The 17,776-nt window shown below is 49.0% G+C and carries 14 protein-coding genes; 8 read left to right on the top strand and 6 right to left on the bottom strand.

Going from position 1 to position 17,776, the window contains the following annotated elements; all coding sequences use genetic code 11:
• Nucleotides 1-72: 72 nt before the first annotated feature.
• From ACVA58_RS02125 to ACVA58_RS02110, 4 genes are all read left to right on the top strand, one after another.
• Complete coding sequence (locus ACVA58_RS02125) at nt 73-636, top strand: NAD(P)H nitroreductase (RefSeq protein ID WP_446508805.1); 564 nt, start codon at nt 73-75, stop codon at nt 634-636.
• A gap of 121 nt (nt 637-757) precedes the next feature.
• On the top strand, nt 758-1,798 hold the full coding sequence (selD, locus tag ACVA58_RS02120) for a selenide, water dikinase SelD (RefSeq protein WP_446508804.1): 1,041 nt from the start codon (nt 758-760) through the stop codon (nt 1,796-1,798).
• A gap of 2 nt (nt 1,799-1,800) precedes the next feature.
• Nucleotides 1,801-2,895 carry a tRNA 2-selenouridine(34) synthase MnmH gene (gene mnmH, locus ACVA58_RS02115; RefSeq protein ID WP_446508803.1) on the top strand — a complete coding sequence of 365 codons (1,095 nt, stop codon included), beginning with the start codon at nt 1,801-1,803 and terminating at the stop codon, nt 2,893-2,895.
• 153 nt (nt 2,896-3,048) lie between these two features.
• Complete coding sequence (locus tag ACVA58_RS02110; RefSeq protein ID WP_446508802.1) at nt 3,049-5,067, top strand: DNA topoisomerase III; 2,019 nt, start codon at nt 3,049-3,051, stop codon at nt 5,065-5,067.
• Nucleotides 5,068-5,070: 3 nt separating this feature from the next.
• Here ACVA58_RS02110 and ACVA58_RS02105 read toward each other — a convergent pair whose 3' ends face one another.
• Both ACVA58_RS02105 and ACVA58_RS02100 read right to left on the bottom strand, forming a co-directional pair.
• Entirely contained in the window at nt 5,071-6,720 is a 1,650-nt protein-coding gene (locus ACVA58_RS02105; RefSeq protein ID WP_446508801.1) for a GGDEF domain-containing protein, read from the bottom strand.
• A gap of 348 nt (nt 6,721-7,068) precedes the next feature.
• Nucleotides 7,069-7,764, bottom strand: coding sequence for an SDR family oxidoreductase (locus ACVA58_RS02100; protein WP_446508800.1), 696 nt, complete (start codon nt 7,762-7,764; stop codon nt 7,069-7,071).
• Nucleotides 7,765-7,882: 118 nt separating this feature from the next.
• Between ACVA58_RS02100 and ACVA58_RS02095 the strand changes: the two genes are divergently transcribed.
• Nucleotides 7,883-8,158, top strand: coding sequence for a hypothetical protein (locus tag ACVA58_RS02095; RefSeq protein ID WP_446508799.1), 276 nt, complete (start codon nt 7,883-7,885; stop codon nt 8,156-8,158).
• A gap of 70 nt (nt 8,159-8,228) precedes the next feature.
• On the opposite strand, the gene ACVA58_RS02090 is transcribed toward ACVA58_RS02095, so the two are convergent.
• Both ACVA58_RS02090 and ACVA58_RS02085 read right to left on the bottom strand, forming a co-directional pair.
• Nucleotides 8,229-10,073 (bottom strand): DUF3413 domain-containing protein, encoded by a 1,845-nt coding sequence (locus ACVA58_RS02090; protein WP_446508798.1) that lies wholly within the window; start codon nt 10,071-10,073, stop codon nt 8,229-8,231.
• A 49-nt stretch (nt 10,074-10,122) separates the two neighbouring features.
• A complete protein-coding gene (locus ACVA58_RS02085) occupies nt 10,123-10,341 on the bottom strand; it encodes a DUF1414 domain-containing protein (RefSeq protein WP_446508797.1) in 219 nt (72 codons plus the stop codon).
• Between the two features lie 84 nt (nt 10,342-10,425).
• Between ACVA58_RS02085 and yejK the strand changes: the two genes are divergently transcribed.
• From yejK to ACVA58_RS02070, 3 genes are all read left to right on the top strand, one after another.
• A complete protein-coding gene (gene yejK / locus ACVA58_RS02080) occupies nt 10,426-11,439 on the top strand; it encodes a nucleoid-associated protein YejK (RefSeq protein WP_446508796.1) in 1,014 nt (337 codons plus the stop codon).
• 207 nt (nt 11,440-11,646) lie between these two features.
• Nucleotides 11,647-12,897 (top strand): Hpt domain-containing protein, encoded by a 1,251-nt coding sequence (locus ACVA58_RS02075; protein WP_446508795.1) that lies wholly within the window; start codon nt 11,647-11,649, stop codon nt 12,895-12,897.
• A gap of 134 nt (nt 12,898-13,031) precedes the next feature.
• Complete coding sequence (locus ACVA58_RS02070; protein ID WP_446508794.1) at nt 13,032-13,394, top strand: nitrous oxide-stimulated promoter family protein; 363 nt, start codon at nt 13,032-13,034, stop codon at nt 13,392-13,394.
• A gap of 113 nt (nt 13,395-13,507) precedes the next feature.
• Here ACVA58_RS02070 and fldA read toward each other — a convergent pair whose 3' ends face one another.
• Nucleotides 13,508-13,996 carry a flavodoxin FldA gene (gene fldA, locus ACVA58_RS02065; RefSeq protein WP_446508793.1) on the bottom strand — a complete coding sequence of 163 codons (489 nt, stop codon included), beginning with the start codon at nt 13,994-13,996 and terminating at the stop codon, nt 13,508-13,510.
• A 92-nt stretch (nt 13,997-14,088) separates the two neighbouring features.
• On the bottom strand, nt 14,089-17,661 hold the full coding sequence (nifJ, locus tag ACVA58_RS02060; protein WP_446508792.1) for a pyruvate:ferredoxin (flavodoxin) oxidoreductase: 3,573 nt from the start codon (nt 17,659-17,661) through the stop codon (nt 14,089-14,091).
• Nucleotides 17,662-17,776: the final 115 nt, after the last annotated feature.

Raw genomic sequence — 17,776 nt, 5'->3', positions numbered from 1 at the left:
GCTTACCATGGACTTTCCGTATCAAAACTATGCTATCGTCTTCACAAGAATAATTATCATCCTGAGGTTGTTATGGACGCACTTTCCTTATTGCTCAACCGTCGGTCGCTGCCAAAAATGGTGGCACCAGCGCCACAGGGAGCAGCATTGGACGCTATTCTCCGTGCTGGACTGCGAGCACCGGACCATGCTGGTCTGACGCCTTGGCGGTTTATTGTTTCTCAAGAGGGCTGCTCTCAAGGCGATGGTCGACAAAAGCTTGCTGATATTTTTGTCGAAGCCGCGAACAGTGAGGGTGCTGATGAACTTACCTTGCAGAAAGCGGGCAAAGCCCCTTTTAGGGCTCCGATGGTTATAACAGTGGTGGCTAAAGTCTCTGAACATGTCAAGGTGCCGGTGATAGAGCAGTATCTATCGGCAGGGTGTGCGGTGCAGGCGATGCAGCTAGCGGCGGTTGCTCAGGGATTTGCCGGATTCTGGCGTACCGGAAAATGGGCCTATCACGCTGTTGTGAGACAGGCTCTGGGGATACAGGGAGATGATATGATTGTCGGTTTTCTGTATCTGGGAACGCCCGGTTGCCGCGATGCAAAAGCGCCAGAGCGGGATCTTACCCAATATGTCGAATACCTGTAGCCGCTATTTGATTGATTAAAGAGGGGGGAGCTAATAGGCTTCCCTTTTTGATCCAGGTTGATGACAGGATCTGGCAGCAGGAGTAGAATCCATCGCTCTTGTAAAATTATCGGAGCGTGTCATGGAAAATGTTCGCCTAACTCAATACAGCCACGGAGCAGGATGTGGTTGTAAAATCTCTCCTCAAGTTCTTGATACAATTCTACGAACGCAGCTCGCTCCGTTTGCCGATCCTAACCTGTTAGTGGGCAATGAAAGTAAGGATGATGCCGCGGTATACGACCTTGGCAATGGTACTGCAGTGGTCAGTACTACAGACTTCTTTATGCCGATTGTTGATGACCCGTATGACTTTGGCCGTATTGCGGCAACCAATGCAATTAGTGATATCTACGCCATGGGCGGTAAGCCTATCATGGCCATTGCTATCCTTGGCTGGCCGGTCAATGTACTGGCGCCTGAAATTGCCCAGCAAGTGATTGAAGGCGGTCGTGCAGTTTGCCGTGAAGCAGGAATTTCATTGGCGGGTGGTCACTCGATAGATGCGCCTGAGCCAATTTTCGGCTTGGCGGTAACCGGTATAGTCGATACAGACCGTGTGAAACGTAACAACCAAGCGGAAGCGGGCTGTAAGCTTTATCTGACCAAGCCACTTGGTATTGGTGTGCTGACAACCGCAGAGAAAAAATCCAAGTTGCTTGATGAACACCATGGTTTGGCTCGTGACTGGATGTGTCAATTGAACAAACCCGGTGTTGATTTTGCTAACGTTGAAGGCGTGAAAGCCATGACTGACGTGACTGGCTTTGGCTTGATGGGGCACCTTAATGAAATTTGTGAAGGCAGCGGTCTGAAAGCCAAACTTGATTTCGCACAGGTACCGAGCCTTCCGGGCGTATTTGATTACATCGAGCAAGGTTGTGTACCGGGTGGTACTGAACGCAATTTTGCCAGCTACGGTCACCGTTTGGGATGCATGACTGATCAGCAAAAAGCCCTACTTTGCGATCCGCAGACATCTGGTGGTCTGCTACTGGCTGTGGCGCCTGATGCAGAAGCTGAGGTCAAAGCCTTGGCACAGCAACATGACATTGAACTCAATGCTATCGGTGAGCTGGTTGCAGCTGCAGCCGATGACACTGTACTGATTGAGATCTGCTAAATATGTCGCGTCCTAATTGCCAAGATTTCCGCCAGCTGTTCATCAACGATACCCCACTGATGGATATGCGTGCGCCGGTGGAATTTGCACAAGGTGCGTATCCTTCTTCTCTTAACCTCCCTTTGATGCAAGACGAAGAGCGCAAAGCGGTGGGGACTTGTTATAAAGAACAAGGCCAGGAAGCGGCGATTGCCCTCGGTCATGAATTGGTCAACGGCGAGGTCAAAGCCGAGCGTGTCGCGCAGTGGAAAGCATTCTGTGAGGCAAACCCAAATGGTTACCTGTACTGTTTCCGCGGCGGCTTACGCTCGCGCATTACCCAACAGTGGCTGAAAGAAGTGGGTATTGATTATCCGTTTGTCGAGGGAGGTTACAAGGCGTTACGACGTTTCTTGCTCGAGATTATCGATGACGTAGCGACTAAGCCGATGACCCTGATTGGCGGCAATACGGGTTGCGGCAAGACGATCATGGTCAATGAGCTTACCAATGGTATCGATTTGGAAGGTGCGGCGAATCACCGTGGTTCATCATTTGGCCGCTACGTATCAGCCCAGCGTACCCAGATTAATTTCGAAAATGTGCTGGCGATATCCATGCTTAAAAAGCAAGCCGCTGGCGTGTCGCATTTTGTCTATGAAGATGAAGGGAAGATCATTGGCTCGGTCGGTGTACCTTTGCCTATTATCCAGGCTATGCAGGATGCGCCGATAGCGATTGTTGATGATCCGCTTGATGTTCGACTCGAACGTTTGCTGGAAGACTACGTGGTAAGGATGCAGCGTGATTACTGTACTGAATTCGGTGAGCAGGAAGGATGGGAGCGTTTTGCCCAGTATCTTGAGCGAGGTATGTTCAGTATCCGCAAGCGCCTTGGCTTCCAGCGCTATGAAGAGCTGCTATTGGTGCAGCAACAGGCCGTCAAGGTCATGCAGTCCAGTGGTGAACTGTCTGGTCATTATGACTGGCTCAGCTTGTTGCTCGAGCAGTACTACGATCCGATGTATACTTACCAGCTAAGCAAGAAGGCAGACCGTATTGCTTATCGTGGCGAATACGCCGATGTTAAAGCTTGGCTGATAGAAAACAGCAGCTAATCTCTTAAACACGAGTCCAGTAGTACCTAGCGACTGGACTCGATTTTATTTACTCCAAACCTGTATCTATATCCAGTATTTTCTTGTTCTCTCCGCGCTTTTTTCTTATAGTTCAGCCAATACTTGCCAACGTTATTCAACTGAATTCCAACTATGCCTCGTCTATATATTGCAGAAAAGCCCAGCCTAGGGCGTGCCATTGCCGCTGTGTTGCCTCGGCCCCACAAGAACCATGACGGTTATATTGAAGCGGGCAACGGTGATATTGTCACTTGGTGCATTGGTCACTTGCTCGAACAAGTCGAGCCGGATGCTTATGACGAGAAATATAAAAAGTGGAATATACTCGACTTGCCGATAGTACCGCAGCAATGGCAGCTATCGCCCCGTAAAACGGCCAAGAAGCAGTTAGGTGTAGTAAGGAAACTCTGCAAGCAAGCTGGGGAAGTGATCCACGCGGGTGACCCGGACAGGGAAGGGCAGTTGCTGGTGGATGAGGTGATTGATTATGTCAAGTTAGCCCAAGGCAAAAAGGCAGCAATGCAACGGCTTCTGATTTCAGATCTCAACCCTGCCGCGGTGAAGCGTTCGCTGGGGAAACTGCGTAGTAACCGCGATTTTATTCCGCTATCAGTATCAGCGCTGGCCCGATCCCGTGCCGACTGGCTGTATGGCATGAACATGACGCGCGCTTATACCCTGCTTGGCCAGAAAGGAGGCTACCGAGGTGTGTTATCGGTTGGTCGAGTACAGACACCGGTATTGGGCTTGGTGACTCGTCGCGATGATGAGATTGCCAATTTTGTACCGAAGCCCTTCTATGAGCTGTTTGCCTTGATCCCTTACCAGCAGCAAGAGATTCGGGCGAGATGGAAGCCGAGTGAGTCGTGCAAACCTTGGCAGGATGAAGATGGCCGGATCCTGAACCGCAAACTTTGTGAAAACGTGGTTAGCCGAATAAAAGGCCAGCCCGCAGAAGTCACAGCGTCTGAGCGCAAGGAAACCCGCCAGGCTCCTCCTTTACCTTATTCCCTGTCGGCCCTTCAGATTGATGCCGCCAAGCGTTTTGGCATGAGTGCCGCTGATGTTCTAGCCACCTGTCAGTCATTGTATGAGAAGCACAAAATCATCACCTATCCACGTTCTGATAGCCGCTATCTGCCAGTAGATCATTTCAAGCAGGCCGGGGATGTTTGCCAAGCGATTGCCAATACAGATAACCCGTTGAGCAAAGCGGTGGCAGGCGCAGATACTAGCCTGAAATCAAAAGCCTGGAATGATAAAAAAGTCGATGCACACCACGCGATTATTCCGACCCCTAAATCAGTCAATAGCGCTAGCCTCAGTGGCGGTGAGCAGAAGGTATATCAGCTGATCGCAAGGCAATACCTGATGCAGTTTTACCCGGCGGCGATATACAGCGAGGCCAAGTTGGAATTCACCATTACCGGCGGGCTGTTTATTGCTCGTGGCCGGCAGTTAATGTCTGCGGGTTGGCGTACGTTGTTGGGGAGGGATGATCCGGCAGATAAAGAGGCTGACTTGGCCGATAAAGTCCCTCCGCTTGAAAAGGGAACGGTATTGACCTGTCGTGATGGTGAAATCCTGGACAAGATGACCGAACCGCCAAAAGCTTTTACTGAAGCAACCTTGTTACAGGCGATGACGGGGATCGCCCGCTTTGTTTCTGATAGCTCGCTGAAAAAAATCCTTCGCGATACCGACGGCCTCGGTACTGAAGCAACCCGTGCCGGGATCCTCGATATCCTGTTTAAAAGACAACTGTTGATGCGGCAAGGAAAAAGCATCCATGCGACCGAGGCTGGCAAGGGATTGATCTATGCCTTGCCGGATGAGGCGACTTATCCTGATATGACTGCACACTGGGAGCACCAATTGCAGGATATGGCCGATAAAAAGTGCGCCTACAAGCCTTTCATGGATGCGCTGGAAGTACAGGTAACACAGTTGATGGAAAAGGTGAAAACCAGTGAGGTTCCTCAGAGCCTGCGTGACTTGAAGTCTCCAGAACCCTTTAAGAAGCGCCGTTATAGCAAAGGTGGCAGCAAGGGAAGCCGTAAGTCTGCTGGCACCAGTAGTGGAAAGGCCGCTTCGGGGAACTCTGCACCCGGGAAAACTCGAGCTCCTCGCCGACGTGCCGCGAACAAATAGTGATTAATGGGGATCTTCGGGCATGTCGCAAGTCATAAAAAACTGGTTACGCCCGCAGGATTTCGCTTCGTAGAGTGCACTATCAGCTAACTTAAAGAAGGTCTCGGCTGAGCTGTTGCCTGAAGGTATGAGGGTGCATCCGCCAATACTGATGGTGACAATATCGTCGGTGCCAGGTTGTTGTGTTTCCCTCGGCAGGGCAAGTTCCCTGATCGCTTCCAGTGCCCGTTCGGCAGCATATTGCGCCGCATGTTGGTCTTGGCCAGGCAGTAGCAAGACAAATTCTTCGCCGCCGTAGCGGGCAAAAAGCGCGCCCGCCCGCCGTTCCAGCGGGGCAAGCGTCGTAGCAATAATTTTTAAGCACTGATCGCCTGCAGCATGGCCGAAGCTGTCGTTGTAGTCCTTAAAGTGATCAACATCAATAATAAGTAGCGAAATTGGTAGGCTATGTCGTTCGGCCCGTCGCCACTCATCCAAAAAACGTTCGTCAAACTGGCGCCGATTGGCCACTTGAGTTAGTGGGTCTTCACGGGATACTTTTTCTAGTTTTTCGTTGGCCTGTTGCAACGCTTGGGTTCGCTCTGCAACCCTTAGTTCCAGCTCGGTATTGAGCTGGATAAGCTTCTCTTCTGCTTGGCGCCTGACCAAGTGCTGGGAGACAATGAAGGCAAACTGTTTGAGTAGCTGATGCAAATGGGAAGGCAGCGGCATTCCGCTGAGCAAGTTATCACAGGCAATCCAACCGATCGGTGTATCTTCATCCCACAGTGAAATATAGGCACTCCAGCCAAACCCAACCACCTTGAGGTTATGGTACAGCGGGGTGTTTTCTTCTATCGCCAGATATTCTTCATTTTTCTGCAAGGCATGGACTGAAAACCATAGGTCGGGGATTTGTGTCTCAAAATAATATTCATTAACTGTTTTACCGTATATATCAGAACCATAAGTGCCCTGCATCCGGTTGCCAGGTTTGAACAGGAATATCGCCATTCTGTCGATGTTGAGTTGCTTTTTGGCCTCGTCAACGGCAGTAAACAACATGTTGTCGATAGAGTCGGCACGCCATAGCCTGAACGAGATATCATGCAGGGCTTGGAGCTGTTTCTGCAAGCTGTGCTGCTCGTGCTGACGAATTTTAAGCTCCCGCTCTGCAATACGCCGACCACTGTGCTCATCTTGGATGATAGCATCGGTCATCGAGGTATTGAGTTCAGATGCTAACAAAACGCCCAGAAGATTGAAGTCCTTGGCTGTAAACTGTTTAGGGACCTCATTTTTGGGAAAATCGGCAATGAAACAGCCGATTATCCTCGAACGTTTCTCTAACGGGAGGGAAAGGCGATAGGCATTGTCTAATTCGGTAATGGTGGCCACTTGTAGCTGCACGGCTTGAGTGACCCGATCAAATGGTAATATCTTGTTTTCTTGGTATTTAATTGGCGGGGATAGGTATTTGATCCCTGCATTACCCATGGTCAGTAGAACTTTCCATTCAGAGTCGTCTGCGATGACCAAGGTGGCATCTTGCACGGAAAAGCTCAGCAGAAGGTTTCTGCAGATTTGTTCACAGGTTGCCCTTAAACCGTGTGACTTTCCTGAGAGGGAGAGTACCCGGTCGTAAAAGTCTTGAATGTGAGAACCTTGAGCCAAGTGACCTTCCCAATTAGTTTGGATATTGATTTGTTACATAACCGCATTGAAGCACTCTAGGTGTCCCTGAAGTTGTGTATTCGGCATGGACTATGGGCTTATAAAGCCGTAAACGCAGTTTGTTTCATACTATTGTTACGAAATTTTTGCGATAAAAGGCTTATGAATACAGCAAATTGGCGCTTTTTGATGGATTGGTTTTTGAAAATGCGACGAACTACACGGCTAGGTGTAACTGGCTAATTACTCAGCCAGCTAAAAGTAAGAGAGATTGTAGAAATGGTATGTGGCTAAGTCATCACCACTTTGGGCGACCAAGGTAACGTCGGGCATACCAAGGTGAATAGTTTACCAAGGTAAGTAATTACCTTGATAATCCATGAACAAACCAGAATCGGCCGGGGTGAGGTTATCGATGACTTTCTTAAGGCCAGCGGCGGATGCCTGCGCCTCGATAAGTGCATTCGGCCCGCCCATCTCGGTTTGTACCCAACCCGGGTGCAAGGCAACAGTAATTATGCCTTCAGGCTGCAGATCGTTGGATAGGCTCTTGACCACAGAATTGAGTGCTGCCTTGGAAGAGCGGTAGATATAACCGCCTCCACTGGTGTTTTCGGCCATGCTACCAACTTTTGAGGAGATACAAGCAATAACACCGGGAGAGCCTTGTTTTAGCTGGGGATAAAAAGCTTCTGCAATTTTTAACGGCGCAATCGCATTGATTTCAAATACCTTCCGCCATTCATCGACATCGGTGTTACCAAAGCCGTATCCTTTGGGGCCGTAATACCCTGCGTTATTAATAAGGAGATCCAGGCTAGTGGTTTCCATTGATTGCGCTAGGTGTAAAACCGCTTCATGGTCGGTGGCATCCAGCTCTACGATGGATAGGTGAGGAAATATATTTTGCCGGCGGGTCAGCTCACTTGCGCTGGCAATGTCGCGGCAACTGGCGTACACCTGCCAGCCAGCCTCTAGATAGGCCACGGTGAGAGCCAGTCCCACACCACGGTTTGCACCGGTTATTAAGACAGTCTTACTCATTTTATTGTCCTTGATACACTGCTTTGAGATATAAGATAGCGGAAGTATCGGATCTAAGACAGGCCAAAGAGGTGTGCTCCACTACATTTTAGGTGTTTATATTCATATATGGATATTTATGATCTTTTCACCAAATTCTATGGGTATTGCTTTCATGGTCTTGATACTTGTCGGCTGTGCAGATACCCGGCATGAAACGTTATCCGAGTTGGGCTTTACCCGGCCATATCTTGATGGCTACCAAGATGGGTGTTACAGCCGTACGAATGAACCAGCGACGCATTTGGAGGGGTTTCGCCAAGATCCCGAAAGAATGGAGGTCGAGGAAAAATATGCTTATGGCTGGCAGGATGGCTACGAGCAATGCTATGCCGACAATAAAGATTATTTATAATGAATTGCTAATAACCGCGAATACAAAAAAGGGCAGCCAATGGCTGCCCTCTTCATTTGTTGATCTGTGATTAGTCAGCTTTGTAAAAGCGTTTCATCTCGTGCATTGCTTGCATCAGTGTGGAGAGTTTAGGCTTAGCTGAATCCAACCGTTTATAGTCTTGATTATACACCATGTAGTTACCGTATTTATCGATAACGGTGGTGGACTCAGGCTGGATCATCACGATATCTTTCTCGTTACCTGCCAAAATCCAGCGACGCTTGGTCGAATTGCTAAACAAGCTGTTCCCACTGCTGTAGGCAGTCGCAGGCGTGGTGGTATTTAAAAGCGACTCCATCAGCGTTGGCGCGAGATCGAGGTGGCTGGTTAGCCTATCGCTCACTGACGAGACACTGCCGGGCCAATGGATCACCAATGGCACTTTTAATTGATATTGGCTGTAGTTACTGTTGGCACCCCAGCTATTGCTCCCGGTTTCGTTGAACTCTGTTCCGTGATTGGCCGTAATAATGACAATGGTATCGTCCATCAACTGCTGGTTGACTAAGTGGTCAAAAATACGGATCAGCTGCTCATCAATAAAATAGGCGGCATTACGATAGCTATTTTTCAAAATCAGATTCGTGTTCTGGCCCGAGATATTACTCGAGCCCAGTGACGGTTCAAATTTTGGTGAGTAATCACCGCCTTCCTCAAAGTTTTGTACTGAGGTTAGCTCGATATAGCTAAACCATGGGGAATTGGTCTTTTCAGACTCAAGCCATGAAGCCCAGTTATCCACCGCTTCTGCATCTTGACTGGTACCGGTTATTTCCTCCAGCGCAAGGCCGTTGAAGATAGCTTCGGTATAAATCGGGTCTTGGCTGAGATTATCGCCGCCGAACAAGCCGAATTGGTACCCACGTTTTTCAAGGGTGCTGACGAGCAGTGGTTTGGTATTGCTCGAACGGGCACTGTTGATATAGCTGCTTGGCAAACCATAAAACAGGCCAAAAATACCTGCCGTATTTTCGTTGCTACTGCTGTAGTGGTTCTCGAAATCCATATTTTGGGTGGCAAAAGCTGACAGGTAAGGCATGGTTTCTGCCTCGACCATATCGCTTCGTAGCCCATCAATCACCACGACTAACAGGTTTTTGCCAGTACCTGGGTCATCGAATGTCATTTTCTCCAGTGGGTAACGCAGCTGTTCACTGGTTTCCACCCCCTGGGCATTGAGGCGTTCGGCATATTCTTCACGGTCAAGCAAGCCATGCTTTTCCATGAAGGTTTTCGCTGTCATTGGGTAGGACAGCGGGAAATTAGATCGTTGTGCGGTGATGGGACGGTACAAATTGGCATCCGCCCAGATGTACATTAAATGGCTACTTATAAAGCAGATCCCAAAGACCGTTGCGATAGGTATCCCGACGTGTTTGCGGGTAAGTTTTCTGAGTTTGCGCCACAGCCACTCAGAAAGCACGAGCTGGAACAGGAATATTACTGGAACGGTAATAAACAGATATTGCCAGCGAGCATTGAGCTCGGTACGTTCTCCGCTCAGCAGCAAATCCCATACCAGAGGGCTCAGGTGAAGCTCCAGCGTTTCGTAGGCATGGGTGTCGAGCAGCAATGCAGTCAAGCCAGTGGTGGCCACCAGCACAGCAAAAATCCGCATCAAGCGTTGTGATGGGATCAGGAAACTGGCTGGGAAGAGTATCAGGATGTAAAATCCGAATACCAAAAAGCCAAAATGGCCAACCCAGCTAAGCAGCAGGTAGAATTGGCCAATCAGAGACGCTGGCCACTCGGAATGGACAATATACCGCGACCCCAAAAGCATGGCGGCGATAATATTGAAAAAACTGAACCAGTGTCCCCAGCTGATAAGCTGAGAGACTTTGTCTTTGTAATTGTTACCGCTGGAGACCATAGATGTCAGTGTTTCCCAGTCCTATATAGCTGTGGCACAGCAAACAAGATTAGTCTTCTTTGATTGAAGACTGTAGAGCGTGCGCAAATTTGTCTGCAATTGCTTTCCTTTGCGATGCAGGAACATCGGCATTGATGATGTTAGTCGCAATGTTGCCCACGATCATCAGAGCGAGTTCTGCAGAAGCATCATGCTTCTCTAATACATCGAACATATCATCAATGATTTGTTCAACTTTTTTATTGGTGTATTTTGAAGTAATTGGCATAGGAAGTCTTGTTTAATCTTGTTTAATGTTAAGGAAAGCGACTTATAATAACCTACACTTTAGATTAACTGAAATTTTTCCATTATGAGCCTCACACTTTCCAACGTCATTCTTCATCAATTAGTCAAGAATGAAAACGATGAATTGGAAATTCATCTTAGAAAACAATCCCTTGAAAACAATTCCTCGACTGAGGAGCTGGTATCCGAGCTACATCGAGTATACAGCAGCAAGGGAGCAAAAGGTTTTGGTCACTTCTCTGAAGATAGCGAATTTGGCCATTGGCTGAAACAGTCTCGTCGCGGCGAGTTGGACTTTCTTACATTTTCTAACCAATCAGCCCAGCGACTTCAGGCTGAATTGGTGAAATATCCGTTTGCAGAGTCTGGCACCTTAGTCATTGCGGAATACCAATCTTTAGCGACAGATTACCTCTTTATCGGCTTGCTACCGACCTGCCACAGCATGAAGGTGACAGAGCAACTGGATATTAGTGCGACTGATTATCTTGATGTATCTAAAATGGACATCGTAGCCCGCATTGATTTGTCATCGTGGGAAACCGACGCGGACTCGAATCGTTACCTGACTTACATCAAAGGGCGTGTTGGCCGTAAGATTGCAGACTTTTTCCTCGATTTCCTGCAGGCCGAAGTAGGTCTGGATGTTAAAGAGCAAAATCAGGTCTTGATGCAGGCGGTGGAAGATTTCTGCGCCGATTCGCGCATGGATAAAGAAGAGAAGCAGGAGTACCGCAAACAGGTTTATGACTACTGCAACGGTCAGCTGCAGTCAGGCGATGAAGTGACGGTCAAGGAACTGGCCGCTGAATTACCTGAGTCTGATGATGGCACCGATTTTTACCAGTTCACTTCACAGCAAGGTTATGAGCTGGAGGAAAGCTTCCCTGCTGATAGAACGGCGATGCGTAAACTGACCAAATTCGTGGGTTCCGGTGGTGGCGTAACCATCAATTTTGATGGCATGTTGCTTGGTGAGCGTATCTTCTATGATGCTGAAACAGATACGCTGACCTTGAAGGGGACCCCGCCAAACCTTAAGGATCAGTTGTTGCGTCGGCTAAATAGCGACAACTAATCCCTTGTAGTACGAACAGCTCTCCTCGCTGTTCGTACTTTTTACTGCCATTTTTACTTATCTTTTAATCAGCGCCTGATTTTGGTTGTACCTCTCTACTTTTTTTGCCTACAGTTTCTGTATGGGTTTCCATGCCTTGATGATTGTTTTCACATACCAATATTGAGGTGATTTTGTTGCCTTTGGTAAGAATGGACAGGAGTGACCATGACAAAGGATTCCAGCAAAGGTGCTACTTCCTCCAAGCCATCTAATCGTTCAACGAACAGCTTTGTTGGCATTGCACTGATTGTTGCCGCACTACCAAGTTTGTATCTTGGGAGCAGGATGTTAGGCGTCATTGGCTACTCACTCATTGTATTTTCGATCATGGCGTTGGTTGCCGCACTGGGTATTGGTTATAGTTTGCTGCTAAAGCCTAGAGGAGACGAGCGCAGAGAACCTAATAACGAATCTATGGTTGAGACCAGTGTCAGCCGTAATTTTGAGACATTGAGTCTCTCTGCTGATGTAGAGTCTTTATCCGTTTTCGACAGTGACTACCTGCTTGATACCATGGATGGTGACCGTGACATGGTTACCATGCTATTGGAGGTATTTGTCGATGAGCATTTTGATGATGGCCATAAAATCGTCATGGCACTAAAAACCGGCGACGTGGACCAAGTTCAGATGCTATCCCATCGCTTGAAAGGGGTTTCAGCCAGCTTAGGGGTTGAGCAGATAAATGCGTTAGCTGAGAAGGTTGAGCGCGAAGCCAAAACTCAGGCTGATAGTGAAAAGCTGGAAAACTTGTGTGAGTTGCTGAAGATGGTCTTTACGCCAGCCGCATTGGAAATCCAATCTTTTCTCGATGAAAGTGCCAACATTAAATCGCTACAGGGAAGCCGCAAAGAAGTACTCACCCAAGGGGCGTCCTCTCAACATCTATCCACTCAAAATATATCTGTCACAGAAGCTGCCAGCCAAGAGAAATCCCAGCATGATCAGTTAAGTATAGTCTCAAGGCTTATTAAAGAAGAGACAGTCGATGTCGTTGCATCAGGTAGCGGCTCCATACTAGAACAGGTTCAGGAAGAGAGTTCTGATAATGGTGCAGAGTCAGGTGGTTGGCTAGATGTCAATGCACTGCGTGAAGCGATGGACGGTGACGAGGAGACAGTGTGTATGTTACTGGAGATCTTCATTGAGGATAACGTTGGTAAGGGGCAGGTGTTGGTTGCGGCAGTGTCAGAGCCGGGACAGCAAGATCATGCATTGAATATTGTCCATGCATTGAAGGGCGTTGCGGCAAACCTTAGCGCAGCACCGTTACGTGCGTGCTGTGGGGAGGCAGAGGCGAAATTCAAATATAATGAGTCGGTATCTGTTGATGAATGCCGAGAAATAGAACGAGTATTGAACCTGACGATTGTCACAGCTGAGGCTTATCTTGCTAAAACGACGATCCGCGCTTAGAAGTCGGGCGAAATGCTGACGAACAGGTTATTGTGCTAGTTAAGTTCGCTTTAGACTGGTGATTGTTTGGTTCGCCAGTCTGAATTGATCGAGATCATATAAATACCGCCGCTGCAGTGGATAATAGCGCCACTATGATCGTTCAAACTTCTGGTCCAGCTCGACAGCAGCGTGAGTTGGATACCGCAAAGGCGATGATTCGCCTTTACTGCAAAACGCTGCACCGTGGTGCCATCATGTGCCCTGAATGCGAAGGGTTAATTGAATATGTCGAACACCGCGTACAAAAATGTCGCCTTGGCAATGAAAAGCCTAACTGTAACCAGTGTAAGAGCAACTGCTATCAACCAGCAAAACGCTTACACTTCAACCATGTGTCGCGTTGGGCTATGCCTAAACTGGTATGGCGGCGTCCATTTCAAATACTAAAATTCAAGTTTGACTGCTTGCGTCGTGGCGAGCCGGTTGATACTTCTTCATCTTCTTTACAGCAGTAGCTTACGTTGACATAACCTCTTTTGCTCGCTATTGACTAAGACGCTGAAAGATAGGATTAAAAAAGGGCTGCATTGCGCAGCCCTTGTTATTACAGCTTACTTTGTCTGTTGTCTTACAGGCCTAAAGTTGTAAGCCAGGTTGCGATGCGATCATCGGTAAGCTCTGGCTGGCGGTCTTCATCCAGTGCCAGACCGACAAATTTCCCGTCTTTTACGGCTCGGGAATCATTAAATTCATAGCCATCAGTCGGCCATTCGCCAATCAATTCACCACCGGCTTCTTCAACCATTTCTGCCAGTTCGCCCATGGCATCAAGGTAGCTGTCAGGGTAATCAACCTGATCACCAAGGCCAAATAGTGCGACTTTTTTACCCTTAAGATCAGCATCTTCCATTTCAGGTACAAAATAATCCCAATCCGGCTGCATTTCACCGTAGTTAGCGGTTGGCGTACCAAGGATCAGTAGGTCATAGTCATCAAAGATGTCACTGCTGTTGCCTGCGATATCTTGTGGTTCCAATGCCAGTTTCGCTGCGATTTTCTCTGCGACTTTTTCAGTGTTGCCGGTGTCGCTACCGAAAAAAATACCGATGTTAGCCATTATGATTTTCTCCTAACTTTTGGGGCAGGCTGGCTTTAGTCTTTTACACGGTTTAGCCAGCCGCTTTGTGATCTTTATGATAATTTTGTTGGTTATTTGCTTGTGTCTTGCGTCGGTTTCCATTGAGCTAGCTGTTCAAGTAGCTGATGTTTATGGCTTACCTGCTGACGAAGGCGGCTGAGGTTCTGTTCGTAGCGCTCCGGATCTTTTCGTTTGATCTGGGTGAAGCGCGCTTCACGGCCGATCAGCTCTTCGATGTCCTTTTTCGCTGGCTTCGAGTCCATTTGCAGTGCTGCGCGGCCTTTGGCAATCCGGCGCGGATCGAAGCGGAATAATGGCCACAGACCGGAGTCGACCAATAGCTGCTGATGTTCAACGCCTTCGGCCATGTCAAAACCATGGGTGATGCAAGGCGAGTAGGCGATCACCAAGGATGGCCCCGGGTAGGCTTCAGCTTCCTGGAGGGCTTTGATGGTCTGGTTCATATTGGCACCCAGCGCGATTTTGGCGATATAGATGTTGCCATGCATCATCATATTAAGCGCCAAATCTTTGCCTTGGCTGGTTTTGCCCTGGGTTGCGAACTTGGCAACGGCACCGGTCGGTGTGGCTTTGGATTGTTGGCCACCGGTATTGGAGTAGCCTTGGGTATCCATTACCAGAACGTTGACGTTGTCACCTCCGGCAAGGACATGATCAAGGCCACCATAACCAATGTCATAGGCCCAACCGTCCCCCCCTACAATCCAATTGCTTTTGGCAACCAAATCATCTGCACAAGCATCTAGCTGGCGAAGCGAATAAGGTAGCGCTGCACGTAGGCGAGTGAGGTTGTCGCGCTGGCGGACGACGGCTGCTTCGCTGCTGTCGAAAGCGTCCTCGCGGATCTGTTCAATCAAATCTGCAGGAATAATATCGCAGGCCGTGTCGAGCAATGACAGAGCATGGTGGCGTTTGCTGTCTAATGCCAAGCGCATCCCCAAGCCGAACTCAGCATTGTCTTCAAACAACGAGTTGGCCCAAGCTGGACCTCGACCATCACTGTTAACCGCATAAGGTGTGGTCGGCAGGTTACCGCCATAAATCGATGAACAACCGGTCGCATTGGCGATCAATAATCGGTCACCGAACAATTGAGTGAGTAGTTTGACATAGGATGTCTCGCCACAGCCCGAGCAGGCGCCAGAGTATTCAAATAGCGGCTGGAGAAGCTGGCTGGTACGGGCATCGATACGTTTGATATCGATACGCTCGACTTCCGGCAGTTGCAGGAAGTAATCGTAATTGGTGCTTTGCTGCTCAATGACTTGCTGCTTCGGTACCATATTGATGGCCTTGCGGGCCGAATTATCTTTGTCACTGGCCGGACATGCCGTGGTACACAGGTTACAACCGGTACAATCCATCGGCGACACCTGCAAGGTGTATGCTTGGCCTTTGAAGTCCCGCTGTTTGTAGTCGGTATGCTTGAAGCCGTCAGGCGCATCGACAAGCTCACCCGGTGCAATAGTCTTGGCCCTGATCGCGGCATGCGGGCACACTAAGGTACAGATATTACACTGGGTACAGAGGTCTTCCTCCCAAACAGGTACTTCCTGGGCAATGTTGCGTTTTTCCCATTGGGTTGTTGCGGTTGGCCATGCCCCATCGACCGGGAAGGCGCTGACCGGTAGTTGATCACCCTTATCGGCCATCATCATCGCGCTGACACGTTTGACGAGCTCTGGTGCATTTTCGCTCACTACCGGCGGACGACGGAAGATGCTGGTGACTTCATCTGGAATTGCGACAGCCTGGAGGTGTTCGACGGCTGCATCAACCGCAGCATGGTTAGCCTCGACAATGGCTGGTCCGCGTTTGCTGTAGCTTTTCTCAATGGCGGTTTTTAATTGCCCGAGTGTATCTTCAAGTGGCATCAGGTTGCTAAGTGCAAAAAATCCTGCCTGCATGATGGTATTAATGCGGTTTTTCAGCCCAAGTTTGCGGGCCAGTTTTACCGCATCGATGACATACAGTTTTAGTTGACGGCTGATGATGACCTGTTGGACTTCACACGGCAGATGCTGCCAAATCGTATCGGCATCATGCGGGCTATTGAGAAGCAGGGTAGCTTTAGGCGCGGCTTTTTCGAACATTTCCAATTTGTTGATGAACTGGAATTGGTGGCAGGCAATAAAGTCTGCTTGTTCAATCAGGTATGGGGCTTCAACCGGCTGAGGATCGATTCGCAAGTGCGAGGTAGTGATGCCACCTGATTTTTTTGAATCATAGACAAAGTACCCCTGGGTGTGAAGAGGAGTATTTTCACCGAGGATCTTGATGGTGTTTTTATTGGCGCTGACCGTACCGTCGGCACCAATACCATAGAACAATGCACGTAAACGGCTTGCGGGCTCTACATCGATAGAGGCTGGCTGCGGCAGTGACAAATGGGTGATATCGTCAACGATCCCTACGGTAAATGAATGCTTGAGTTGCTGTTCACGCATGGTATTGAAAATACCCGCGGCATGGGATGGGGTAAACTCCTTGGAAGAAAGCCCATAACGGCCGCCCACAATTGCTGGCATTTGCGGGTACTGCTGGTTGGCTACGGCTTGCTGCAAGGCTGCCATGACATCCAAGTACAGCGGTTCACCTACGGCGCCTGGCTCTTTGGTGCGATCAAGTACGGCAATATTTGTGACCGAAGTAGGTAGCACTTCTATCAAATGCGCTAAAGAGAACGGACGGTATAGGTGTACGGTGATTACGCCGACTTTTTGGCCCAGGGCCAGCTGGTGGTCAACGGCTTGTTTTACCGTCGAAGAGGCTGAACCCATCACCACTATAACGCTATTGGCCTGCGGGTGGCCGTAGTAGTCAAACGGGCGGTATTCGCGGCCAGTCAACTCGGCAAATTGTGCCATTTTGTTAGCGACAATATCAGGACACGCCTGATAAAACAGGTTTGATGCTTCACGGGCTTGGAAGAAGGTGTCTGGGTTTTGCGCAGTACCACGAATGCTCGGTGCATCTGGGGTCAACCCGCGTTCTCGGAAGGCATTGACCTGCTCGTTGTCCACCATGGTGTGCAGTGTCGTATCATCAATCAGTTTGATTTTATTGATTTCATGCGAGGTACGGAAACCATCGAAGAAGTGCACGAAGGGTACTCGGCTTTCTAATGTTGCCGCTTGGCTAATAAGAGCAAAGTCATGGGCTTGCTGGACACTACCAGCTGCCAGCATGGCAAAACCTGTTTGGCGTACAGCCATAACATCTGAGTGATCACCGAAAATCGATAATGCATGGGTGGCAAGGGTACGGGCGGCAACATGCATGACAAACGGGGTAAGCTCCCCGGCAATTTTGTACATGTTGGGGATTTTAAGCAGTAACCCCTGTGAAGAGGTAAAGGTCGTCGACATCGCGCCGGCCATCAGGGCGCCGTGAACCGCACCGACAGCGCCACCTTCTGATTGCATCTCGATAACACGAGGAACTTGGCCCCAGATATTTTCTTTCTGTTGGGATTCCCATGTCTCGCAGGCTTCCGACATCGGAGAAGATGGAGTGATAGGGTAAATACCGATCACTTCATTGCAGCGGTAAGCAATAGACGCGGCGGCTTCATTGCCGTCCATGGTAACAAACTGCGATTGGTTTTTTTGATGAGTAGACATGAGTAGCTCCATCGGGCTAACAGGTACAGGTAATCGACACAGGCAAACAGGTTGCTGCGTTTTTTGATTTTTTAAATAGGGTGGGCCGACCCCTAGTGGGTAGCAGAGGGCCGGC

The organism is Photobacterium sp. DNB22_13_2 (assembly GCF_052873915.1).
This window is presented reverse-complemented; position numbering and strand designations above follow the sequence as displayed.

What these genes read in the sequence shown, in the direction of transcription:
- ACVA58_RS02095 (WP_446508799.1), top strand. Translation starts at nt 7,883, where the DNA reads ATGATCTTTTCACCAAATTCTATGGGTATTGCTTTCATGGTCTTGATA.
- ACVA58_RS02075 (WP_446508795.1), top strand. Translation starts at nt 11,647, where the DNA reads ATGACAAAGGATTCCAGCAAAGGTGCTACTTCCTCCAAGCCATCTAAT.
- ACVA58_RS02085 (WP_446508797.1), bottom strand. Translation starts at nt 10,341, where the DNA reads ATGCCAATTACTTCAAAATACACCAATAAAAAAGTTGAACAAATCATT.
- ACVA58_RS02090 (WP_446508798.1), bottom strand. Translation starts at nt 10,073, where the DNA reads ATGGTCTCCAGCGGTAACAATTACAAAGACAAAGTCTCTCAGCTTATC.
- ACVA58_RS02125 (WP_446508805.1), top strand. Translation starts at nt 73, where the DNA reads ATGGACGCACTTTCCTTATTGCTCAACCGTCGGTCGCTGCCAAAAATG.
- ACVA58_RS02110 (WP_446508802.1), top strand. Translation starts at nt 3,049, where the DNA reads ATGCCTCGTCTATATATTGCAGAAAAGCCCAGCCTAGGGCGTGCCATT.
- fldA (WP_446508793.1), bottom strand. Translation starts at nt 13,996, where the DNA reads ATGGCTAACATCGGTATTTTTTTCGGTAGCGACACCGGCAACACTGAA.
- ACVA58_RS02070 (WP_446508794.1), top strand. Translation starts at nt 13,032, where the DNA reads ATGATCGTTCAAACTTCTGGTCCAGCTCGACAGCAGCGTGAGTTGGAT.
- nifJ (WP_446508792.1), bottom strand. Translation starts at nt 17,661, where the DNA reads ATGTCTACTCATCAAAAAAACCAATCGCAGTTTGTTACCATGGACGGC.
- yejK (WP_446508796.1), top strand. Translation starts at nt 10,426, where the DNA reads ATGAGCCTCACACTTTCCAACGTCATTCTTCATCAATTAGTCAAGAAT.
- selD (WP_446508804.1), top strand. Translation starts at nt 758, where the DNA reads ATGGAAAATGTTCGCCTAACTCAATACAGCCACGGAGCAGGATGTGGT.
- ACVA58_RS02100 (WP_446508800.1), bottom strand. Translation starts at nt 7,764, where the DNA reads ATGAGTAAGACTGTCTTAATAACCGGTGCAAACCGTGGTGTGGGACTG.
- mnmH (WP_446508803.1), top strand. Translation starts at nt 1,801, where the DNA reads ATGTCGCGTCCTAATTGCCAAGATTTCCGCCAGCTGTTCATCAACGAT.